At 68.4% G+C, this 17,999-nt stretch carries 17 protein-coding genes; 15 read left to right on the forward strand and 2 right to left on the reverse strand.

The window, feature by feature from the left end:
• Positions 1-359 precede the first annotated feature (359 nt).
• Positions 360-581 carry a hypothetical protein gene (locus tag AncyloWKF20_RS02280; protein WP_279316349.1) on the forward strand — a complete coding sequence of 74 codons (222 nt, stop codon included), beginning with the start codon at positions 360-362 and terminating at the stop codon, positions 579-581.
• Between the two features lie 77 nt (positions 582-658).
• Here AncyloWKF20_RS02280 and AncyloWKF20_RS02285 read toward each other — a convergent pair whose 3' ends face one another.
• Together AncyloWKF20_RS02285 and AncyloWKF20_RS02290 are read right to left on the reverse strand one after the other, a co-directional pair.
• Complete coding sequence (locus tag AncyloWKF20_RS02285) at positions 659-2,209, reverse strand: alpha/beta hydrolase (protein WP_279316350.1); 1,551 nt, start codon at positions 2,207-2,209, stop codon at positions 659-661.
• A 13-nt stretch (positions 2,210-2,222) separates the two neighbouring features.
• Positions 2,223-3,236: an AI-2E family transporter gene (locus tag AncyloWKF20_RS02290; protein ID WP_279316351.1), complete on the reverse strand. Its 1,014-nt coding sequence runs from the start codon at positions 3,234-3,236 to the stop codon at positions 2,223-2,225.
• A 222-nt stretch (positions 3,237-3,458) separates the two neighbouring features.
• Between AncyloWKF20_RS02290 and fgd the strand changes: the two genes are divergently transcribed.
• From fgd to AncyloWKF20_RS02360, 14 genes are all read left to right on the forward strand, one after another.
• Positions 3,459-4,460: a glucose-6-phosphate dehydrogenase (coenzyme-F420) gene (gene fgd, locus AncyloWKF20_RS02295; protein ID WP_279316352.1), complete on the forward strand. Its 1,002-nt coding sequence runs from the start codon at positions 3,459-3,461 to the stop codon at positions 4,458-4,460.
• A 6-nt stretch (positions 4,461-4,466) separates the two neighbouring features.
• Positions 4,467-5,219 carry a coenzyme F420-0:L-glutamate ligase gene (cofE, locus tag AncyloWKF20_RS02300; protein WP_279316353.1) on the forward strand — a complete coding sequence of 251 codons (753 nt, stop codon included), beginning with the start codon at positions 4,467-4,469 and terminating at the stop codon, positions 5,217-5,219.
• On the forward strand, positions 5,216-6,163 hold the full coding sequence (gene cofD, locus AncyloWKF20_RS02305) for a 2-phospho-L-lactate transferase (protein WP_279316354.1): 948 nt from the start codon (positions 5,216-5,218) through the stop codon (positions 6,161-6,163). The genes cofE and cofD overlap by 4 nt, the downstream gene beginning before the upstream one ends.
• A complete protein-coding gene (gene cofC, locus AncyloWKF20_RS02310; protein ID WP_279316355.1) occupies positions 6,160-6,855 on the forward strand; it encodes a 2-phospho-L-lactate guanylyltransferase in 696 nt (231 codons plus the stop codon). Before cofD ends, cofC begins: the two co-directional genes overlap by 4 nt.
• A gap of 170 nt (positions 6,856-7,025) precedes the next feature.
• Entirely contained in the window at positions 7,026-8,123 is a 1,098-nt protein-coding gene (locus AncyloWKF20_RS02315) for an ABC transporter ATP-binding protein (RefSeq protein ID WP_279316356.1), read from the forward strand.
• On the forward strand, positions 8,120-9,268 hold the full coding sequence (locus tag AncyloWKF20_RS02320; protein WP_279316357.1) for an ABC transporter ATP-binding protein: 1,149 nt from the start codon (positions 8,120-8,122) through the stop codon (positions 9,266-9,268). The genes AncyloWKF20_RS02315 and AncyloWKF20_RS02320 overlap by 4 nt, the downstream gene beginning before the upstream one ends.
• A 39-nt stretch (positions 9,269-9,307) precedes the next feature.
• On the forward strand, positions 9,308-10,705 hold the full coding sequence (locus AncyloWKF20_RS02325) for an extracellular solute-binding protein (protein ID WP_279316358.1): 1,398 nt from the start codon (positions 9,308-9,310) through the stop codon (positions 10,703-10,705).
• A gap of 56 nt (positions 10,706-10,761) precedes the next feature.
• Positions 10,762-11,700 carry a sugar ABC transporter permease gene (locus AncyloWKF20_RS02330; protein WP_279316359.1) on the forward strand — a complete coding sequence of 313 codons (939 nt, stop codon included), beginning with the start codon at positions 10,762-10,764 and terminating at the stop codon, positions 11,698-11,700.
• Positions 11,701-11,911: 211 nt separating this feature from the next.
• Complete coding sequence (locus tag AncyloWKF20_RS02335) at positions 11,912-12,748, forward strand: carbohydrate ABC transporter permease (RefSeq protein ID WP_279316360.1); 837 nt, start codon at positions 11,912-11,914, stop codon at positions 12,746-12,748.
• Between the two features lie 10 nt (positions 12,749-12,758).
• On the forward strand, positions 12,759-13,730 hold the full coding sequence (locus tag AncyloWKF20_RS02340) for an acetamidase/formamidase family protein (RefSeq protein ID WP_279316361.1): 972 nt from the start codon (positions 12,759-12,761) through the stop codon (positions 13,728-13,730).
• Between the two features lie 176 nt (positions 13,731-13,906).
• Positions 13,907-14,404, forward strand: a complete 498-nt coding sequence (locus AncyloWKF20_RS02345; protein ID WP_279316362.1) for a hypothetical protein — start codon at positions 13,907-13,909, stop codon at positions 14,402-14,404.
• A 39-nt stretch (positions 14,405-14,443) separates the two neighbouring features.
• The gene (locus AncyloWKF20_RS02350; RefSeq protein WP_279316363.1) at positions 14,444-16,006 is read left to right on the forward strand and encodes a GMC family oxidoreductase; all 1,563 of its coding nucleotides are present in this window, start codon (positions 14,444-14,446) and stop codon (positions 16,004-16,006) included.
• Between the two features lie 326 nt (positions 16,007-16,332).
• Positions 16,333-16,869, forward strand: coding sequence for a sigma-70 family RNA polymerase sigma factor (locus AncyloWKF20_RS02355; protein ID WP_279316364.1), 537 nt, complete (start codon positions 16,333-16,335; stop codon positions 16,867-16,869).
• 81 nt (positions 16,870-16,950) lie between these two features.
• Positions 16,951-17,901 carry a FecR family protein gene (locus AncyloWKF20_RS02360; RefSeq protein ID WP_279316365.1) on the forward strand — a complete coding sequence of 317 codons (951 nt, stop codon included), beginning with the start codon at positions 16,951-16,953 and terminating at the stop codon, positions 17,899-17,901.
• Positions 17,902-17,999: the final 98 nt, after the last annotated feature.

Consider the following 17,999-nt stretch of genomic DNA (forward strand, 5'->3'; position numbering starts at 1 on the left):
CGAGCGATGCCGCCGGCGCTCCTGCCCCGGCCCGCCTGTTCCGTCCCATGACGCATCATACGCGCGTTACGCTTCCTGTTGCCGTCCCTGTCGCCCCGCGCGCTCTTCCGGCGTCGCTGGGGCGATGCGTTACGGTTACAGCCTCACGCGCTCCGCCTCAACCCGCAAGCGCATCGGTTCATGGGTAGTACGGTCGGGTGAACCAAGTAGTTCAGCCACGTCGCGGTGGGTGGCGCCAGCAGAAGCGTGTGGTATTCCAAATAATGCCGCGAAGGCGCGCAGGAGGTCGCCAGAACTCGATTGTCCGGGCACGTGGGTACCGTTATGAAAGGTAAGCACGTCCTGCAGGAGATTCGAGCATGTCCACGTCGGTTGCCGTCAAGATCGCCGCCTTTTCCATTGTCGCTCTGGCCGTTGCCGGCTGCACCACCACCGAGCGCCGCGCCGGCACGGGCGCGCTGATCGGTGGCGGCGCGGGTGCCGTCATCGGCGGCATTGCGGGCGGCGGCACGGGCGCGGCGGTGGGTGCGGCGATCGGCGCCGGCACCGGCGCGGTCATCGGCGCCGCCACCGCGAACTGATCGCCGGACGCCTCCGGCGTCCTGTGTAACGAAAAGGCCGCGCCCGGCAGGAGCGCGGCCTTTTTCATGGGCGCTGCTCACGGCGCCGGCGAGGCGGGCGGCGGCTCGATGGGCAGCACCTCATCCGTCACCGGGCTCGCGGCGCTGCCGGCCGGGGGCGCGGTGGTCCGGCCCGGTGGCGGCGCGCCGATATCGGCGGCGATGCGGGCGGCGAGATAGTCGTAGAACGGGTTCGACGACATGCGCACCAGCGCGTCGAGATTGACGATCAGCGCCCCGCGCTCGCCGCGCACCGCCATGGCCCCCAGTTCCAGCCCCTGATTATCGGCCGGGTCGGGGTTCGAGCCATAGAGCCCATCCGTCGGCGGGAAGGGCAGGGCGACGTGCGAGAGCGAATAGACGTCGCGCGGGTAGCTCAGCCCCAGCGCGCGCTCGCTCTCCTGCGTGGCGCCGGCGGGGGTCGAGCGCTCCACCACCGCGTCATTGCCGGCGACATTGGTGATGATGGTGCTTTCGAAGCGGCGCGGGGCGGGCGGCAGGGTGCGGGTCAGCGCGTCATAGGTGGTGGCGCGCAGCAGCGGGCCGAGCTTGGTGTCGCGGTTGATGTCGAACAGCACGAGCTCGCTGCCATTGTCGGGCAGCAGGCCGTAGAAGGCATTGACGATGGCCCGCGTCGAGACGGTGAAGTCCATCACCGACTGGAAGGTCAGCGCCGGCGGCAATTCGCCGAGCCCGCCCGCCTGCGCCCGCCGGGCGATGGAATCCTGAAGCGCCGCGGTGAGCCGGTGCGACTGGCGCGCCCCGTTCACCGGGAAGGAGTTGTACTTGAACGGGTTGAACTCCGGTATCACGCCCAGCCACGCCGCCTTGGCGAAAGCGGGCAGCAGCGCCGGCAGGCCCGCGAGCCCGGCGAAACGAGCAAAGGCGGTGATGCCGATCATCGGCGAGATCAGGATCAGCCGGTCGACGCGCGGCTGCTTGGGGTCGTCCAGCGCATCGAGCGCATATTTCAGCGCCAGCGCCCCGCCATTGGAGAAGCCGACAATGTGGAGCTGCCCGGTGTCGCCCGCGCGGCGGCGCGCCTCGCGCACCGCAAGGCGGGTGGCGGCGAGCCAGTCTTCCCACTCCACCGTGGTCAGCCCCGCCGGCACCGTGCCATGGCCGGGCAGGCGCGGGGCGACCACGGCGTAGCCGGCCGAGGCATAGAGCCGGCCGACATGGCGCAGGCTGTAGGGGGAATCCGTCAGGCCATGCAGCAGCACGACGGCGCCCTTGGGCGTTCCCTCCGCCTCGAGCGTGTAGGAGCGGTTCCAGTCGCGGGCGAGGTGCGGCGGGTAGACCACGCTGCCGCTGAAATAGCGGTTGGAGGGAATGCGCTCATCCTCCGGCAGCTTCTGCACCACCTCGCGCTCGACCTCGGCGAAGGCGCGTTCTTCCGCCGCGAGATAGGCGGCCCAGTCGGCACCGTCGAGCTCGGCGATGCTCAGCTCATGCGGCACGAAGGTGTGCCACGGCTCCAGCGGCGCACCGCTCTGCGCGTAATAGATGCGCGTGCCGAGGAAGGTGACGAACACCAGCACCACCGCCACGACCAGCAGCCGCAGGATCAGTCTCAGCTTGCGCAGCATTGCGGGGTCTCCGTCAGGTGGTGGCAGGCGGCTCGCCGGAGAGCAGGCGCGTCAGCCAGCGGCTGCTCTCATATTGCTCGCACAGCGTCAGGGCGGCGATCACCATGGGCACGCCGATGAAGGCGCCGGCGAGCCCCCACATGAACGCCCCGGCGAAGACCGCCAGCAGCACGATGAAGGGCGAGAGCGCGAGCGCCCGGCCGGCGATGCGCGGCTCGATATAGCTGCCGGAGAGGAACTGGATGATGTTCATGCCGGCAAACACCGCCACCGCCATCTGCCAGGATTCGAACTGCGCCATGGTGAACAGTGTCGGCATCAGCGTCGCCAGCAGCGGGCCGATGAAGGGAATGTAGTTGAGCACGAAGGCAATGACGCCCCAGGCGAGCGCGAGGTCGAGTCCGGCAAAGGCGGCGAAGCCCCAGATGGCGAGGCCGGTGCACAGGCTCACCACGCTGCGCACGCCCATATAGCGGCGCAGCTTCGCGGCGGTCTGGGAGGCGGCCGCGAGCAGGCGCCGCCCGTTCTCGCCGGCCTCACCGGCGGCGAGCTTGCGGGCGATGACATCAACCTCCAGCAGACCGAGCATGACGTAGATGCCGGTCACCACCGCGAAGCCGAGCATGCCGTTGACCCGCGCGGCGACGCTTTGCAGGAAGCGGATGAGCCAGCCAACATTGAAGGTTTCGACGATGCTGCCGGCGATGATGAGCCCGTGCCCCTCCAGCCAGCCGGCGGCCTCGGCATAGAGCGACTGGAAGCGGCCGGCATTGGCGATCAGCCATTGCGCCGCCTTGCCGAAGCCCCAGAGCGTCAGCGAGAACAGCCCGGCCAGCACGATCAGCGTGACGCCGAGGGTGAGGAACAGCGCCAGCAGATGCGGCATGTGGCGCTGAAGCCGCGCCTGTAGCGGCCAGACCAGCGCCATGATGAACAGGGCGAAGGCCACCGGAGCGATGAGATCGTCTCCGAGATAGACTGCTCCCGCGATCAGGATCGCGCAGGCGATCCCGACCAGTACGCTCAAGCCCCGCCCCATCATGCCGCGTCGTCAACTCCCCAGACCCCGACACTGTGCCGGATAATCGTGCCGGGCGCCAACGACAAAGCTTGCGCACAAACCGGTGGGGTCGCGCGCCTTGATGGGCCGTGGTACGAAACTAGATCACTGATCTAAAAACATTTTTGTCGGTATTGTGCTGCAATACAATATCACTCTATCATTCCCCGTCCTAAGGGAGGCGGCACGGTGCTCAGGCTTGGCTACAAGGCGTCGGCGGAACAGTTCGACTCGCGCACATTGTTGAATTTCGCGGTGGAGGCGGAAGCCTGCGGCTTCGATTCCGTCTTCGTCAGCGATCATTTCCAGCCCTGGCGCCACACCGGCGGCCATGCCCCGGCGGCCTTTCCGTGGATGGGCGCGGTGGGCGCCTCCACCTCGCGCATCCTCATGGGCACCAGCGTGCTCACTCCCACCTTCCGCCATCACCCCTCCATGGTGGCGCAGGCCTTCGGCACGCTCGGCCAGCTTTTTCCCGGCCGCGTCATCCTCGGCGTCGGCTCGGGCGAGTCGCTGAACGAGGTGCCGGCCACCGGCGCGCCCTGGCCGGAGATGAAGGAGCGCTTCGCCCGGCTGCGCGAGGCGGTGCGGCTCATCAAGGAGCTGTGGAGCGGCGAGCGCGTCAGCTTCGAGGGCGAGTTCTACCGTACCGAGCGCGCCACCATCTATGACCGGCCGGAAGTGCCCGTCCCGATCTATGTCGCAGGCGCCGGGCCGATGGTGGCGAAGTTCGCCGGCCGCGTCGGCGACGGCTTCATCTGCACCTCGGGCAAGGCGTGGGATCTCTATTCCGAAACCCTGCTGCCCAACGTCGCCGCCGGCCTTGAAGCGGCGGGCCGCTCGGGCGAGGGTTATCAGCGGATGATCGAGATGAAGGTCTCCTTCGACACCGACAAGGCCCGCGCCTTGCAGGACACCCGCCACTGGGCGGCGCTCGGCCTGTCGCCGGAGGAGAAGATGAGCACGGAAGACCCGCTGGAGATGGAAAAGCTCGCCGACGCCCTGCCGCTGGAGCGGGCGGCGAAGCGCTGGATCGTCTCCGACGACCCGGAGGAGCATGTGGCGCGCATCCGCCCCTATCTCGATCTCGGATTTAATCACCTCGTCTTCCACGCGCCGGGCGAGGACCAGTCGCGCTTTCTGCGGCTGTATGCCCGCGAGGTGCTGCCGCGCCTGCGCGCCCTCGCCTGAGGCCTCATGGCGGCGGGCGTCCATCTCATCGCACTGGAAGGCCTGCCGCTGATCCAGCCGGGCGACGATCTCGGCGGGCTGCTCGCCGCATCGCTTGAGCGTAGCGGCCTCGCGCTTGGCGATGGCGACGTGCTGGTGCTTGCGCAGAAGATCGTCTCCAAGGCCGAGGGGCGCCTCGTTCGCCTTGCCGACGTCGCCCCCTCTTCGGAGGCGCGGCGGGTGGCGGCGGAGGTGCGCAAGGATCCCGCGCTGGTCGAGCTCATCCTGTCGGAGAGCCGGCGCATCGTCCGTGCCCGGCCGCATGTGCTGATCGTCGAGCACCGGCTCGGGCTGATCATGGCCAATGCCGGCATCGACCAGTCCAATGTCGCGGAAGGCTACGCGCTGCTGCTGCCGGAAGACCCGGACGCCAGCGCCGCCCGCCTGCGCGCCCGCCTCGCGCCGGAGGGAGGGCGCGTCGGGGTCGTCGTCAATGACAGTTTCGGCCGTCCCTGGCGGCGCGGCACCACCGGTGTCGCCATCGGCGCGGCCGGCCTGCCGGCGCTGGTCGACCGGCGCGGCGAGGCGGACCTGTATGGGCGCCCGTTGCAGGTGACGATGATCGCCTTCGCCGACGAAATCGCCGCCAGCGCCTCGCTGCTCATGGGCCCCGCCGCCGAGGCCCGCCCCGCCGTGCTGCTGCGCGGGCTGGACTGGCGCGCGGCGGAGAACCCCGCCGCCCATCTCATCCGCCCCGAGAGCGAGGATCTCTTCCGATGACGGACGCTTTTGCCGGCAAGGTTGTCGCGCTCTCCGGCGGTATAGGCGGGGCGAAGCTCACTTTGGGGCTCGACCGTGTGCTGGCGCCCGGCCAGCTCACCGTGATCGCCAATACGGGCGATGATTTCCGCCATCTCGGCCTGCATGTCTCGCCCGACATCGACACGCTGCTCTACACGCTCGCCGGGCTCGACGATCCCGTGCGCGGCTGGGGTCGGCGCGACGAGACCTGGACCTTCATGGCGGCGCTGGAACAGCTCGGCGGCGAAACCTGGTTCAGGCTCGGCGATGGCGACCTCGCGGTGCATGTCGAGCGCACCCGCCGGCTCGCCGCGGGTGCGACGCTGTCCGAGGTGACGGACGACCTGCGCCGCACGCTGGGCATCGGCTCGGCCATCATCCCGATGAGTGACGCGCCGGTGCGCACGCAGGTCGAGACCGATGAGGGCTGGTACGACTTCCAGCATTATTTCGTCTGCCACCAATGCCGCCCGCGCGTGGTGGGGCTCGAATTCGCCGGCGCGCCCGCCGCCACGCTCGCCCCGGCGGCGGAGGCGGCGCTGGCGGACCCGGAACTCGCCGCCATCGTCATCTGCCCGTCCAACCCCTATCTCAGCGTCGATCCCATCCTCGCCGTGCCGGGCCTGCGCGCCGCCATCGGCGCCTGCCGCGTGCCGGTGATCGCGGTCTCGCCGATCATCGCCGGGCAGGCGGTGAAGGGGCCGACCGCCAAGATGATGACGGAGCTCGGCCTCGTGCCCTCCGCCGCCACGGTCGCTGCCCATTATGACGGGCTGATCGACGTCTTCATCGTCGACGAGGCCGATTCGGGGCTTGAGGTGCCCGGCCTTTCCGTGGTCAGCGCGCCGACGCTGATGCGCAGCCTCGATGATAAAATCGCGCTCGCCCGCCATGTGCTGGCGCAGGCGCGGCCCGGCGCATGAGTGCCCCCGCGACATTGCGCGCGGTGGATGACCTCGTCGCGGTCGTGCCGGTGAAGACATTCGCCCTCGCCAAGCAGCGCCTTGGCCGCACCCTGCTGCCGGCGCAGCGCGAGGCGCTGGCCCGCGCCATGCTGTGCGACGTGCTGGAGGCGCTGACGGGCGCCAAGGGTCTCTCCACTATCGTCGTCGTCACCGCCGATCCGCAGGCCGGTGCGCTGGCAGAGGCGTATGGCGCGCGTCTGCTGTCCGAGCCGCGCGTGCGCGGGCTGAACCCGGCGGTGACGGAAGCCGCCGCCCGGCTGGCGGCGCAGCGGCGCGGGGGCATGCTTGTCCTGCCCTCCGACATTCCCGGCCTCAGCGCGGCGGAGATCGACCGGCTGGTCGCGGCCCACCCGCCGGGGCGGGCGGTCAGCCTCGTCCCCGCCCATGATGGCGTCGGCACCAACGCGTTGCTGGTGACCCCGCCGGACGCCATGCCCTTCTCCTTCGGCCCGCGAAGCTTCGCCCTGCATCAGGCCAATGCGGGGGAGGCGGGCCTGACCTTGCGCCGCCACGCCCCGGCGGATTTTCCCGGCCTCGCGCGCGACATCGACCAGCCCGCCGACCTCGCCGCCCTCGCGGCGCTGCCGCCCGGCGCCCATACGCGCCGCCTGCTGGCGCGGGAAGATTTCGCGCGCCCCGTCGCGCTGTAGATCTGCCCGTGGCGCGAAAGGCGGCAGGGGGCATGAGGGCGCTGCTTTTCTGGGCATAATTATCCAGCGCCAAAGGGAGATCGGCTCTTGTTATCCAGTGTGCTGCAACACCAGCACACTTGGCACGGAGATTGAATTGACCTTCCGGTATCGCCGTTGCGGAGTGCCGGATGTCGTCAATCGCTTTCGTGTCGGTCTTCAAGCGTTACGGAGAGGTGGAGGCGGTGAGCCGGCTCGACCTCGCCTGCGCGGCCGGCGAAATGCTCGCGCTGCTCGGCCCCTCCGGCTGCGGCAAGAGCACCACGCTGAAAATGGCGGCCGGCATCGAGAGCGTGTCGTCTGGCGAGATCTATTTCGGCGAGCGCCCGGTGTCCCGCCTCGCGCCGGGCGAGCGCAACATCGCCATGGTGTTCGAGGATTACGCGCTCTATCCGAACATGACGGTGTGGGAGAATGTTGCCTTCCCGCTGAAGGTGCGCGGCATCTCCGGCCAGCCGGCGGCCGAGCGCATCGGCGAGGTGCTCCAGCTTCTCGGCCTCAGGCAGATGGCCGACCAGCCGGTGCGCGGGCTTTCCGGCGGCGCCATGCAGCGCGTCTCCATCGGCCGGGCTCTGGTGCGCGACCCTGACGTCATCCTGTTCGACGAGCCGCTGTCGCATCTCGACGCCGACCAGAAGGTGCAGCTGCGCGCCGAGATCAAGCGGCTGCAGAAGCTGCGGCAGGTCACTTCAATCCTCGTCACCCATGACCAGACCGAGGCCATCGCCATGGCCGACCGCGTGGCGGTGATGAACCATGGCGTGCTCCAGCAGGTCGGCCCGCCGCAGGAGCTTTACGAGCGCCCGGCCAATCTCTTCGTCGCCAACTTCATCGGCGAGCCGCCGATGAACCTGATGAGCGCCGAATTCGCCGAGGGCGGCCGTGTCATGGGCGCCGGCTGGGCGGCGACGCTCGATGCCGCCCGCCTGCCGGCGGTTGCCGGGGAGGGCGCCATCATCGCCGGCATCCGCCCGGAGAACATCGCACTGCGCGCGCCCGACCTGCCCGGCGAGGCGCGCGGGCGCATCATCTACCGCGAGCCGCGCGGCGATGCCGACGTGCTCACCGTGGCGCTGGAGAGCGAGAACGGTCCCGGCGGCACGCTGATCGCCGAGATCGCCGGCCCGGCCCCCTGGCGGGCGGGCGACCGGGTGACGCTCGGCATCGACGTGGCCCGGCTGCTGATCTTCGACGCCGCCAGCGGGCGCAACCGGGAGGCGCTGTCATGAGCCCGGCTCCCCAGATGGGCCTTGCCGCGCGCGGCATCTTCAAGAGCTTCGCCAAGGGTAAAGCCGAGGTCATTACCGCCCTTGGTGGCCTCGACATCGAGATCGCGCCGGGCGAACTGCTCGCCATCACCGGCCCTTCGGGCGCCGGTAAATCCACCTTCTGCCGCATCCTCGCCGGGCTGGAACGCCCGGACGCGGGGAGCGTCACGCTCGCCGGGCGCAACCTCGCCGGCATTCCCCCGCAGCAGCGCCGGGTGGCGCTGATGTTCGAATCCTACGCGCTCTATCCGCACCTCACCGTGCGCGACAACGCGCTCTCGCCCTTGCAGGCGCCGGGCGGCCGTCTCGACACGGCCGAGGCCAACAAGCGCGTCGACGAGGTGCTGGAGCTCCTGGAAATCCGCCATCTCGGCGCGCGCCTGCCGGGTGCTCTCTCCGGCGGGCAGAAGCAGCGCGTCGCGCTGGCCCGCGCGCTGGTGCAGCAGCCGGACCTGCTCATCCTCGACGAGCCGATCTCCCATCTCGACGCCAAGCTGCGCCACAAGCTGCGCGGGGAAATCCGCCGCCGCCTCGCCTCGCAGACCTCGCCCAGCCTGTGGGCGACGCCGGACGGCATGGAGGCGCTGTCGGTCGGTGACCGGGTGGTGGTGATGGACCAGGGCCGCGTCGAGCAGGTCGGCACGCCCGAGGAAATCTGGCAGCGCCCGGCCAGCGCCCGCGTCGCCCGGCTGCTCGGCGACCCGCCAATGAACCTGATCGACGGCGAACTGGTCCACGAGGCCGGCGCGCTGGTCTTCCGGCGCCGCGACCTCACCGTGCCGCTCACCGGCGCGCTGGCTGGCGCGGCGCAGAAGGCGGCCTCGTCCGCCGTCATTCTCGGCGTGCGCCCGGACGATGTCGGCGTCGTCCCGGAGGGGGCGGCCGACACGGCGGTGGCCGAGATCTATTCAAACGAACCTTTCGGCAAGCACGCCATCGTCACGCTCGACCTCGGCGCGCTGCTCGCCAAGGCCAAGACGAGCATGGCGAACGCCGCCGCGCTCGGCGCGGATGCGGGCATCGGCCGGAAGGTGGGACTGGTTTTGCCGTGGGAGGGCCTCGCGCTCTTCGACGGGACGACGGGGCGCGCGCTGCCCGGCACCTGAACGAGCCGCTGAGATACGACCAACCAGAGGGAAAGTGCGATGAAGAGACGATACGGGTGTTTCGCCGCCGCCTTGGCGGCCTCCATGGTGCTGCTGGCACCGCTGGCGCCGGCCCACGCGCAGGACAGTTTCTACGCCGAGGCGGCCAAGCCCTATAAGGGCGTGACCATCCGCGTGCTCGACGAGATCACGCCGCTGCAGGAGACGCTCTCCAAGATCATCCCGGACTTCGAGAAGGAGACCGGGATCAAGGTCGAGTGGGAGCTGCTCAACCATTTCGAGGTCATCAACAAGGGCCAGGCCGACATGCTGTCGGGCCGCGGCTACTATGACGCGATCATGCTGCACGGCTTCCAGCTCGGGCCGATGATCTCGGCCGGTGTGATCCGCCCGCTCAACGATTTCGTCGCCAACCCGAAGCTGTCGAATCCGAACCTCGCCACCTCGGACTTCATCCAGAACCCGTTCAAGACGGCGGCCTTCGTCGGCGACAAGCAGTATTCCTTCATCAACTGGAACTACAATCAGGTCTACTGGGCCCGCGCCGACCTCCTGAACAACCCGGAGGAACAGGCCGCGTTCAAGGCCAAGTATGGCTATGATCTCGCGCCCGCCACGACGATCGAGCAGATGCGCGACATCGCGCAGTTCTTCACCCGCAAGAAGGGCGAAAAGCTCGCCGGCAAGACGCTGGAGAGCGATTTCTACGGCATCGTGCTCGAAGGCATCAAGGGCGGCTCGACCTTCCCGACGCTGTGGAACAACTTCGTCAAGAACTATGGCGGCAACCTGATCGACGCCAGCGGCAAGCCGAACTTCGACTCGCCCGAAACCGTCGCCGCGCTGAAGATGTGGCACGAGCTGTGGACCTATGCCCCGCCCGGCATCGCCGAATATTCGCTGGTCGACGTGCCGACCGTGATGGGCAACGGCATCGCCGCGCAGTCCATCGCCTGGTCGGACTTCGTGCTCGGCATCGACAAGAAGGGCGTGTCGCCTTACGCGGGCCAGTTCGTCTATGGCCCGATCCCGATCAAGGCCGGCTCCACGGAGCGCTTCGCCGAGGCCGAGCCGTCGGTCACCGTCATCAGCGCCGCCTCGAAGAACCCCGAGCCGACCTTCATCTTCCTGCAGTGGCTGGCCGACCGGAAGCAGCAGGACAAGCTGATCGCGCTGGGTGAGGGCGGCGTGCCGATCCGCGAGAGCTCCTGGGCGCTCCCGGCCATCACCGGCGCGGCCAACAAGACGCTCTATGCGGCGATGAAGTCGACGCTCGACGTCGCGGCGGCCAAGCCGAAGATGCCGAAATTCTACGAGATCTATGACGTGATGAGCGGCATCGCGCAGGAAGTCGGCCTCGGCAAGCTCACCCCCGAGGCGGGCGCCAAGAAGGGCCAGGCCGAGCTGCTCAAGCTCTGCACCAAGTGCCTGCTGTGACCTGACTTTCTTTCCCCTCTCCCCGTCGGGGAGAGGGGATACGGACACCTCAACCCATGGACATGCCCATCATGGCGAGCGCCGGCGACACCATCACGGCCACGCAAGCGCCGGCACCGCTGCCGCGCGAGCGCAGCTGGTATCCCTATCTGCTGATCGCCCCGTCCATGCTGATGCTGGTCGTGGTCTCGCTGGTGCCGTTCCTCTACACGATCTATCTGAGCTTCCACGCCGCCAAGTTCGGCCGCGTCACCGACTTCATCGGCGTCGACAATTACGCCGTGCTGCTCACCGATCCGCGCTTCTGGAACTCCATCGGCATCGCCGCGACCTTCGTCTTCATCGCCGTGCCCATCGAGTTCATGCTCGGCCTCATCGGCGCGCTGGTGCTGAACCAGAATGTGCGCGGGCGCTCCATCCTCATCCCGCTTTTGTTCATGCCGGCGATGATGGCGCCGATCGTGGTCGGCCTGCTCTGGAAGATCATGCTCGCCGGCTCGTGGGGCTTCCTGTCCTACAACGTGCTGGAGCGGTTCGACATCCTGCCGGGCACCTCGGTCTTCGCCTCGCCCGACTACGCGCTCTACGCGCTGATCTTCGTCGATATCTGGCAGTGGACGCCCTTCATGATGCTGGCCTTCTTCGCCGGCCTTCAGGCGCTCCCCCTCGGCCCCTACCGCGCCGCGGCGGTGGACGGGGCGGGCCCGCTGCAGATGTTCGCCCACATCACCCTGCCGATGATGACGCCGCTGCTCGCGGTCATCGGCCTGCTGCGCTTCATCGACGCCTTCAAGGTGTTCGACACGATCTACATTCTCACCGGCGGCGGGCCGGGCATCACCACCGAGACGCCCTCAATCCTCGCCAACAAGATGACCTTCGAGTTCTGGAACATCGGCGAGGCCTCGGCGCTCGCCGTGCTGGTCTGGATCGCCTTCTTCGCCTTCTGCTCGGTCTTCTACCAGATCGCCAAGAAGCGCCTGAACGCCTTCTGAGGGATGGGGATGCGCTGCTCGCTCGTTGCCGGTCTTTCTCCCCGGATCACCGTCATGCCCGGCCTTGGGCCGGGCATCCACGACTTTGCCAGATGCATGTTGGCCAGATGCGCCCCCCCGCAAGGCGTGGATGGCCGTGCCAAGCCCGGCCATGACGTTGCGCGGGCCGTGTCCCGCCATCTCGCCCGCTTGCCCGCAAGGAGTGCCTGACATGGCCGAAGCCACCGATCGCCCCGAAGGCTCAAAAGGCTGGTTCTGGACCGGCGTGACCGTGCTCTACGCCCTCATCGTCCTGTTCCCCATCTTCTGGATGGCGACGATGATGGTGAAGCCGAACGATGCCATGTTCGCGCGCCCGACCCAGTGGCTGTTCACCCCGACGCTCGAGCATTTCAGCTATGTGCTCGACCAGGGCTTCCACTGGTATCTGCTGACATCCTTCGCGCTGTGCTCGGTCTCCACGGCGCTCGTCGTCATCATCGGCACGCCGGCGGCCTATGCCTTTGCCCGCTTCGAGATGCGCGGCAAGGACGATCTGTTCCTGTTCATCCTCGGTTCGCGCATGGCCCCGCCCGTGTGCCTGGTCATCCCGTTCTACCTGATCTTCGCCAAGGTCGGCCTGCTCGACACCTTCACCGGGCTGACGCTCGCCTACATGACCTTCAACCTGTCCTTCTACATCTGGGTGCTGCGCTCCTTCTGCCGCGACCTGCCGGTGGAACTGGAGGAGGCGGCGGCGCTGGAGGGCTGGTCGCGGCTGCAGATCTTCCGCCGCGTGGTGTTTCCGCTGCTGCGTAACGGCATCGTCGCGACCGCCGTGCTGTGCTTCATCTTCGCATGGAACGAGTTCCTGTTCGCCTTCATGCTCGGCGGCAAGGCGATGCAGACGCTGCCCGTCTCGATCCCGAAGCTCATCACCGCGCAGGGCGTGCGCTGGGGCGAGATGGCCGTGGTCGGCATGACCGCGCTGCTCCCCGTCCTCGCGGTGGTCTTCGTCTTGCAAAGGCACATCGTGCGCGGGCTGACGCTCGGCGCGGTCAAGGGGTGAGGAGCACCTGATGGCGGATCATTATCTCCCGGCCCAGCCCGGCACGGTGAATTGGGGCCAGTGGGATGCGAGCCTCAAGCCCGCGCTCACCATCAAATCCGGCGACACGGTGGTCATCGACACGCTCTCTGGCGAGCCCGAGGACATGCCGGACCCGGCGCTCGGCTTCACCCCCGTGCCCGGCCAGGCGGAGGTCTTCGCCGCCACCTTCCGCGGCCCCGGCCCGCATATGCTGACCGGCCCGATCTATGTCGACGGCGCCGAGCCGGGCGACGTGCTCGAGGTGCGGCTGAAGGCCATCGAGTTCCGCGCCGACTGGGGCTGGAACATCCAGATGCCGTTCTGGGGCACGCTGCCGGAAGACTTCCCAAATCTGCGCCGTCTGCATATTCCCGTGGACGCCGCGCGCGGCGTCGCGGTGATGCCCTGGGGCCAGGAACTGCCGCTGGAACCGTTCTTCGGCAATTTCGGTGTCGCCCCCGCGCCCGAATGGGGCCGGCTCTCCTCCACCGAGCCGCGCGTCTTCGGCGGCAATATGGACAATAAGGAGCTCGGCGTCGGCTCCATCACCTATTTCCCGGTCTTCACCGAGGGCGCGCTGTTCTCGGTCGGCGACGGCCATGGCCGGCAGGGCGATGGCGAGGTGTGCCTCACCGCGCTCGAGACCGCGCTCACCGGCACCTTCGAGTTCCATCTGCGCAAGGACATGAAGCTCACGACGCCGCGCGCCGAGACGCCGGCCGACTGGATCACCATGGGCTTCGATCCCGATCTCGACGACGCCGCCAAACAGGCGCTGCGCGACATGATCGCGCTCATCCGCGAGCATTCCGGCCTCTCCGCGCAGGACGCCTACACGCTGTGCTCGCTCTGCGCCGATCTGCGGGTGACGCAGACGGTGGATCTCAACAAGGGCATCCACTGCGTGCTGCCGAAGAAGTACCTGCCCCGTTCGTCCGGTCCGACCACTCCAGCCGGGTGATGACGGTTGCCTTCTCCCTCTCCCCGACGGGGAGAGGGCTGGGGTGAGGGGGCTTCGACGCTCCGCCATCGTGTCACCCCTCACCGACCCGCTTCGCGGGCCACCTCTCCCCAATGGGGAGAGGTATAGAGATTTACCCGCTCGCTCCGGCGAGCCGGATTGTCAGGAGCCATCCGATGTCCGCTATCACGGCCCATAAAGACCCGAAGCTCCCCCCGCCCGTCGTCCTGCCGGTGGATGCGAGCTGGGTCGGCGCGCTCTCGCTGTTCGAGGCCCAGGCGGCGGAGACCCTGGTCGCGGTGGTGCGCACACTCTACCCGCATGATGGACTGCCCGAGCGCATCTATCGCCGCACCGTGTTCCATTTCGATGCCATGGCGGCCAAGGCGCCCGGCATCGCGCAGGTCTTCGCCGAGTTCATCGATATGGCGGACAGCGCTTTGCCGCTGCCCTTTCGCGAGCTGTCGGAAGGCTACCGCGTGCAGGTGCTGAAGACGCTGGAGACGACGCCGCCCTTCCGCCTCGTCCAGCGCTCGGCCGTGCGCTTTCTCTATGACGATGTCGAGGTGTGGCAGGCCTTTGGCTATGAGGGCGCCTCGGTCCATCTCGGCGGCTACGTCAACCGCGGCTTCAACGATCTCGACTGGCTGCCCGATCCGCCCGCTGGCGTCTGATCCCTCGGCAGCCCTTTCCCGTTTCCCGGAGTGACCCCCATGACCGCCTATTCCCTCGACGACGATGGCGTCGTCGTCATCATCGGTTCGGGCGCCGGCGGCGGCACGCTCGCCAACGAGCTGGCCCAGCGCGGCATTGACGTGGTGCTGCTGGAAGCCGGCAAGCACCTGACCGCCGAGGATTTCGTCAATGACGAGTGGGGCGGCTACGAGATGCTGTCCTGGCTCGACAAGCGCACCTCGTCCGGCACCTGGCGCGTCGCCAAGGATCACCCGCTGACCCCCAGCTGGAGCTGTCAGGTGGTCGGCGGCACCACCACCCACTGGTCCGCCTGCTGCTACCGCTTCATCGCGGACGAGCTGCGCGCCAAGACCGTCTATGGCGACATTCCTGGCACCACGCTGATCGACTGGCCGCTCACGCTCGACGAGCTGAACCCCTATTACGACCTCGCCGAAGCCAAGATGGGCGTCACCCGCACCAATGGCCTGCCCGCCCTGCCGGCGAACAACAATTTCAAGGTGATGCATGCCGGCGCCACCGCGCTGGGGCTGAACGTCTCGACCGGCCGCCACGCCATCAACACCATCCCCTATGATGGACGCCCGGCGACCATCCAGGACGGTTTCACCATCACCGGCGACAAGACCGGCTCGCGCTGGTCGACGCTGAATGTCGAGATCCCCCGGGGTCTCGCCACCGGCAAGCTGGAACTGCGCGCCCAGTCCCGCGCCGTGTTCATCGAGCATGACGCGGCCGGCAAGGCGAGCGCGGTGCTCTATGTCGATGCTCAGGGCGTCACCCACCGGCAGAAGGCCCGCGCGGTGGTGCTCGCCGGCAATTGCGTGGAATCCTCGCGCCTGCTGCTTCATTCCAAGAGCGCGCGTTTCCCGGACGGGCTCGCCAATGGCTATGGCCATGTCGGCCGGCACTATCTGCGCCACCTGATCCAGACCGTGTGGTCGACCTTCGACAAGCCGGTCCACATGCATCGCGGGGAGATCATGGGCGGCATGATCGACGATTTCGTGCGCCACGACCCGTCGCGCGGCTATGCCGGCGGCTTCTATATCGAGATGAACTCGATGGGCCTGCCCACCACCGCCGCCTTCATGGAGCCGGGCTGGTGGGGCCGCGACTTCGCCTCGGTGATCGAGCAATACGCCAACATGGCCGGCATCTTCATGTCCGGCGAGGACATGCCGCAGGCCGACAACCGGGTGACGCTGACCGACGAGCTCGACGCCTATGGCGTGCCGGTCGCCAACATCCATTATGACGACCACCCGAACGATCTGAAGATGCGCAGCCATGGCTACAAGGTGCTGACCTCGATCCATAAGGCGGCGGGCGCCAAGCGGTCGGTCGAGGCACCGGCCTATCCGGCGAGCCACAATCTCGGCTCCAACCGCATGGCGGGCAGGGCCGAGGACGGCGTGCTCGACGGCCATTGCCGGGCCTGGGAGGTACCGAACCTGTTCATCGCCGACGGCTCCAACTTCGCCACCGGCGGCGCCTGCAACCCGACGCTGACCATTGTCGCGCTGGCCATAAGGCAGGCCGACTTCATGGCCCGGCAGATGGCCGCCGGCGAGCTGTGAGGGTAGGGCGGTCCGCCTGACACTTCCCCGCTGCGGCCACGGCCCGTCACGCATCATGTCCCGGCGTCGCCATCTGTTGCGCCGGTGCAACGGTCCGGCACGCCGTTTCGTTGCGGCAGCGCACGAAGGGGGAAATGCGGGCTCCGGCTCCGCGAGCCGGCCTCGCGAAGGCGTTGAATCCTCTTCGCGAATGCCGGTGGGTGGGATGGTTCCAGGTTGCCGCGAATTGTCTTTAGACAAGATCTAAACTTTTGATTTTGATAGCCTTTTTCGATTTGCGCGGTTAGCTCTGGGGCCATTGAGGCCCCAAAGGCACGCCCGCCGCGATGACCAGCACCAGCTCCACCGCCCCGCAGGTTCAGGACGAGATCGTGACCGCCTATCTCAGGCACTGGCGGGCACTGCTGGCCATGCTGCGCCGGCGCGTCGGCTCGCAGGAGCTGGCGGAGGATGCGCTGCAGGAGACCTGGCTGCGCCTCTCCACCCTGTCGCCGCAGACCCCGCCCATCGCCGACCACCGCGCCTTCATCCTGCGCGTCGCCGGCAACATCGCCATCGACCTCGCCCGCCGCGAGAAGCGTCACACCGGCGGCGTCATCACCGACGACATGGTGCTGAACGCCATTGCCGACACCTGCCCCTCGCCGGAAACCATCATCATCGACCGCGACCAGCTCCGCTTCCTCGTGCTGGCGCTCACGAAGCTTGCGCCCAAGCCCCGCGCGGCGCTGCTGTTCAACCGCTGCGACGGGCTGAGCCATCGCGAGATCGCCGGGCGGCTCAAGGTCTCCGAGAGCATGGTGGCGCGCTATCTCGCGCAGGCGCTGCGCCATTGCCGCGACTTCTTCCGCGACGAGCGATGAGCTTTTTTCGCGCGCCCGCTGCAAGGTCGGCCCGCCCGATCCGTCCTTGATAGAGGCATACCGGACGGATCACGACACATCATGGCCAGCAGCGACCACGACCGGGCGGACATCGCGCTCAGCGACGAGGCCATTGAATGGCTGGTTCGCCTGCATTCCGGCCGGGCGACCGAAGCCGACCGCGCGGCCTTCATCCACTGGCGCCAGCGCGGCGAGGCGCATGAGATGGCGGCGCGCGAGGCGGAGGCGATCTGGCACGGGCTCGGCATTGCCGGCAGCGCGGTGCGCCGGCGCGAGCGGCAGGCCGGGCGCACCCGCGTCACCCGCCGCCTGGTGATCGGCGGTCTCGGCCTCGGCGCGGCGGGCCTCGCGCTGGAGCGCTCCGGCCTCATTGGCGCGCGGCTGTTCGCCGACCATGTCACCGGCGTCGGCGAGCGCCGCACGCTGACTCTCGCCGATGGCTCGACCGTGCTGATGAACGCCTGCACCGCGCTCGGCGTCGATCTCGGGAAAAGCGAGCGGCGGCTCACCCTCCTGGAGGGGCAGGCGCTGTTCACCGTCGCGCCCGATGCCGCGCGTCCCTTCATCGTCGCGGCGGCGGGCGGTGCCACGCGGGCGGTGGGGACGGTGTTCGATGTGGACCTGCGTCCCGACGATGTCGTCGTCACCGTGCTGGAAGGGCGGGTTTCGGTGGCGCGCGATGCGGACGCGCAGGCGCCGACCCTCGCCGGGGCCGACCAGCAGGTGAGCTATTCGGCCACGCGCCTCTCGCCCGCCCGGCCGGTCGATGCGCGCATGGCGACCGCCTGGCGGCGCGGCAAGCTGATCGTCAACCAGCGCCCGCTGGCGGAAGTGGTGGCTGAGATCGAGCGTTACCGCCCCGGCACCATCCTCATCGCCAATCCCGCGCTGGGCGAGCTTGAGGTGACCGGCGTGTTCGACCTCGCCGGCGCCGACGCCATCCTCGACACGATCGAGCAGACATTGCCCGTGCGCATCACCCGCCTGCCGCTGGTGACCATCATCCGCTGACATTTTTTTGCGGCGCGCGGTGCAAGGTCGCGCGCCCCGCCTCGTCCTTGGAGTGAGCACCGAGCGGCACCGGCTCCCAAGAGGCCGGCCCTCGCGCC

The sequence above is a fragment of the Ancylobacter sp. WKF20 genome, assembly GCF_029760895.1.
GTDB lineage: Bacteria > Pseudomonadota > Alphaproteobacteria > Rhizobiales > Xanthobacteraceae > Ancylobacter.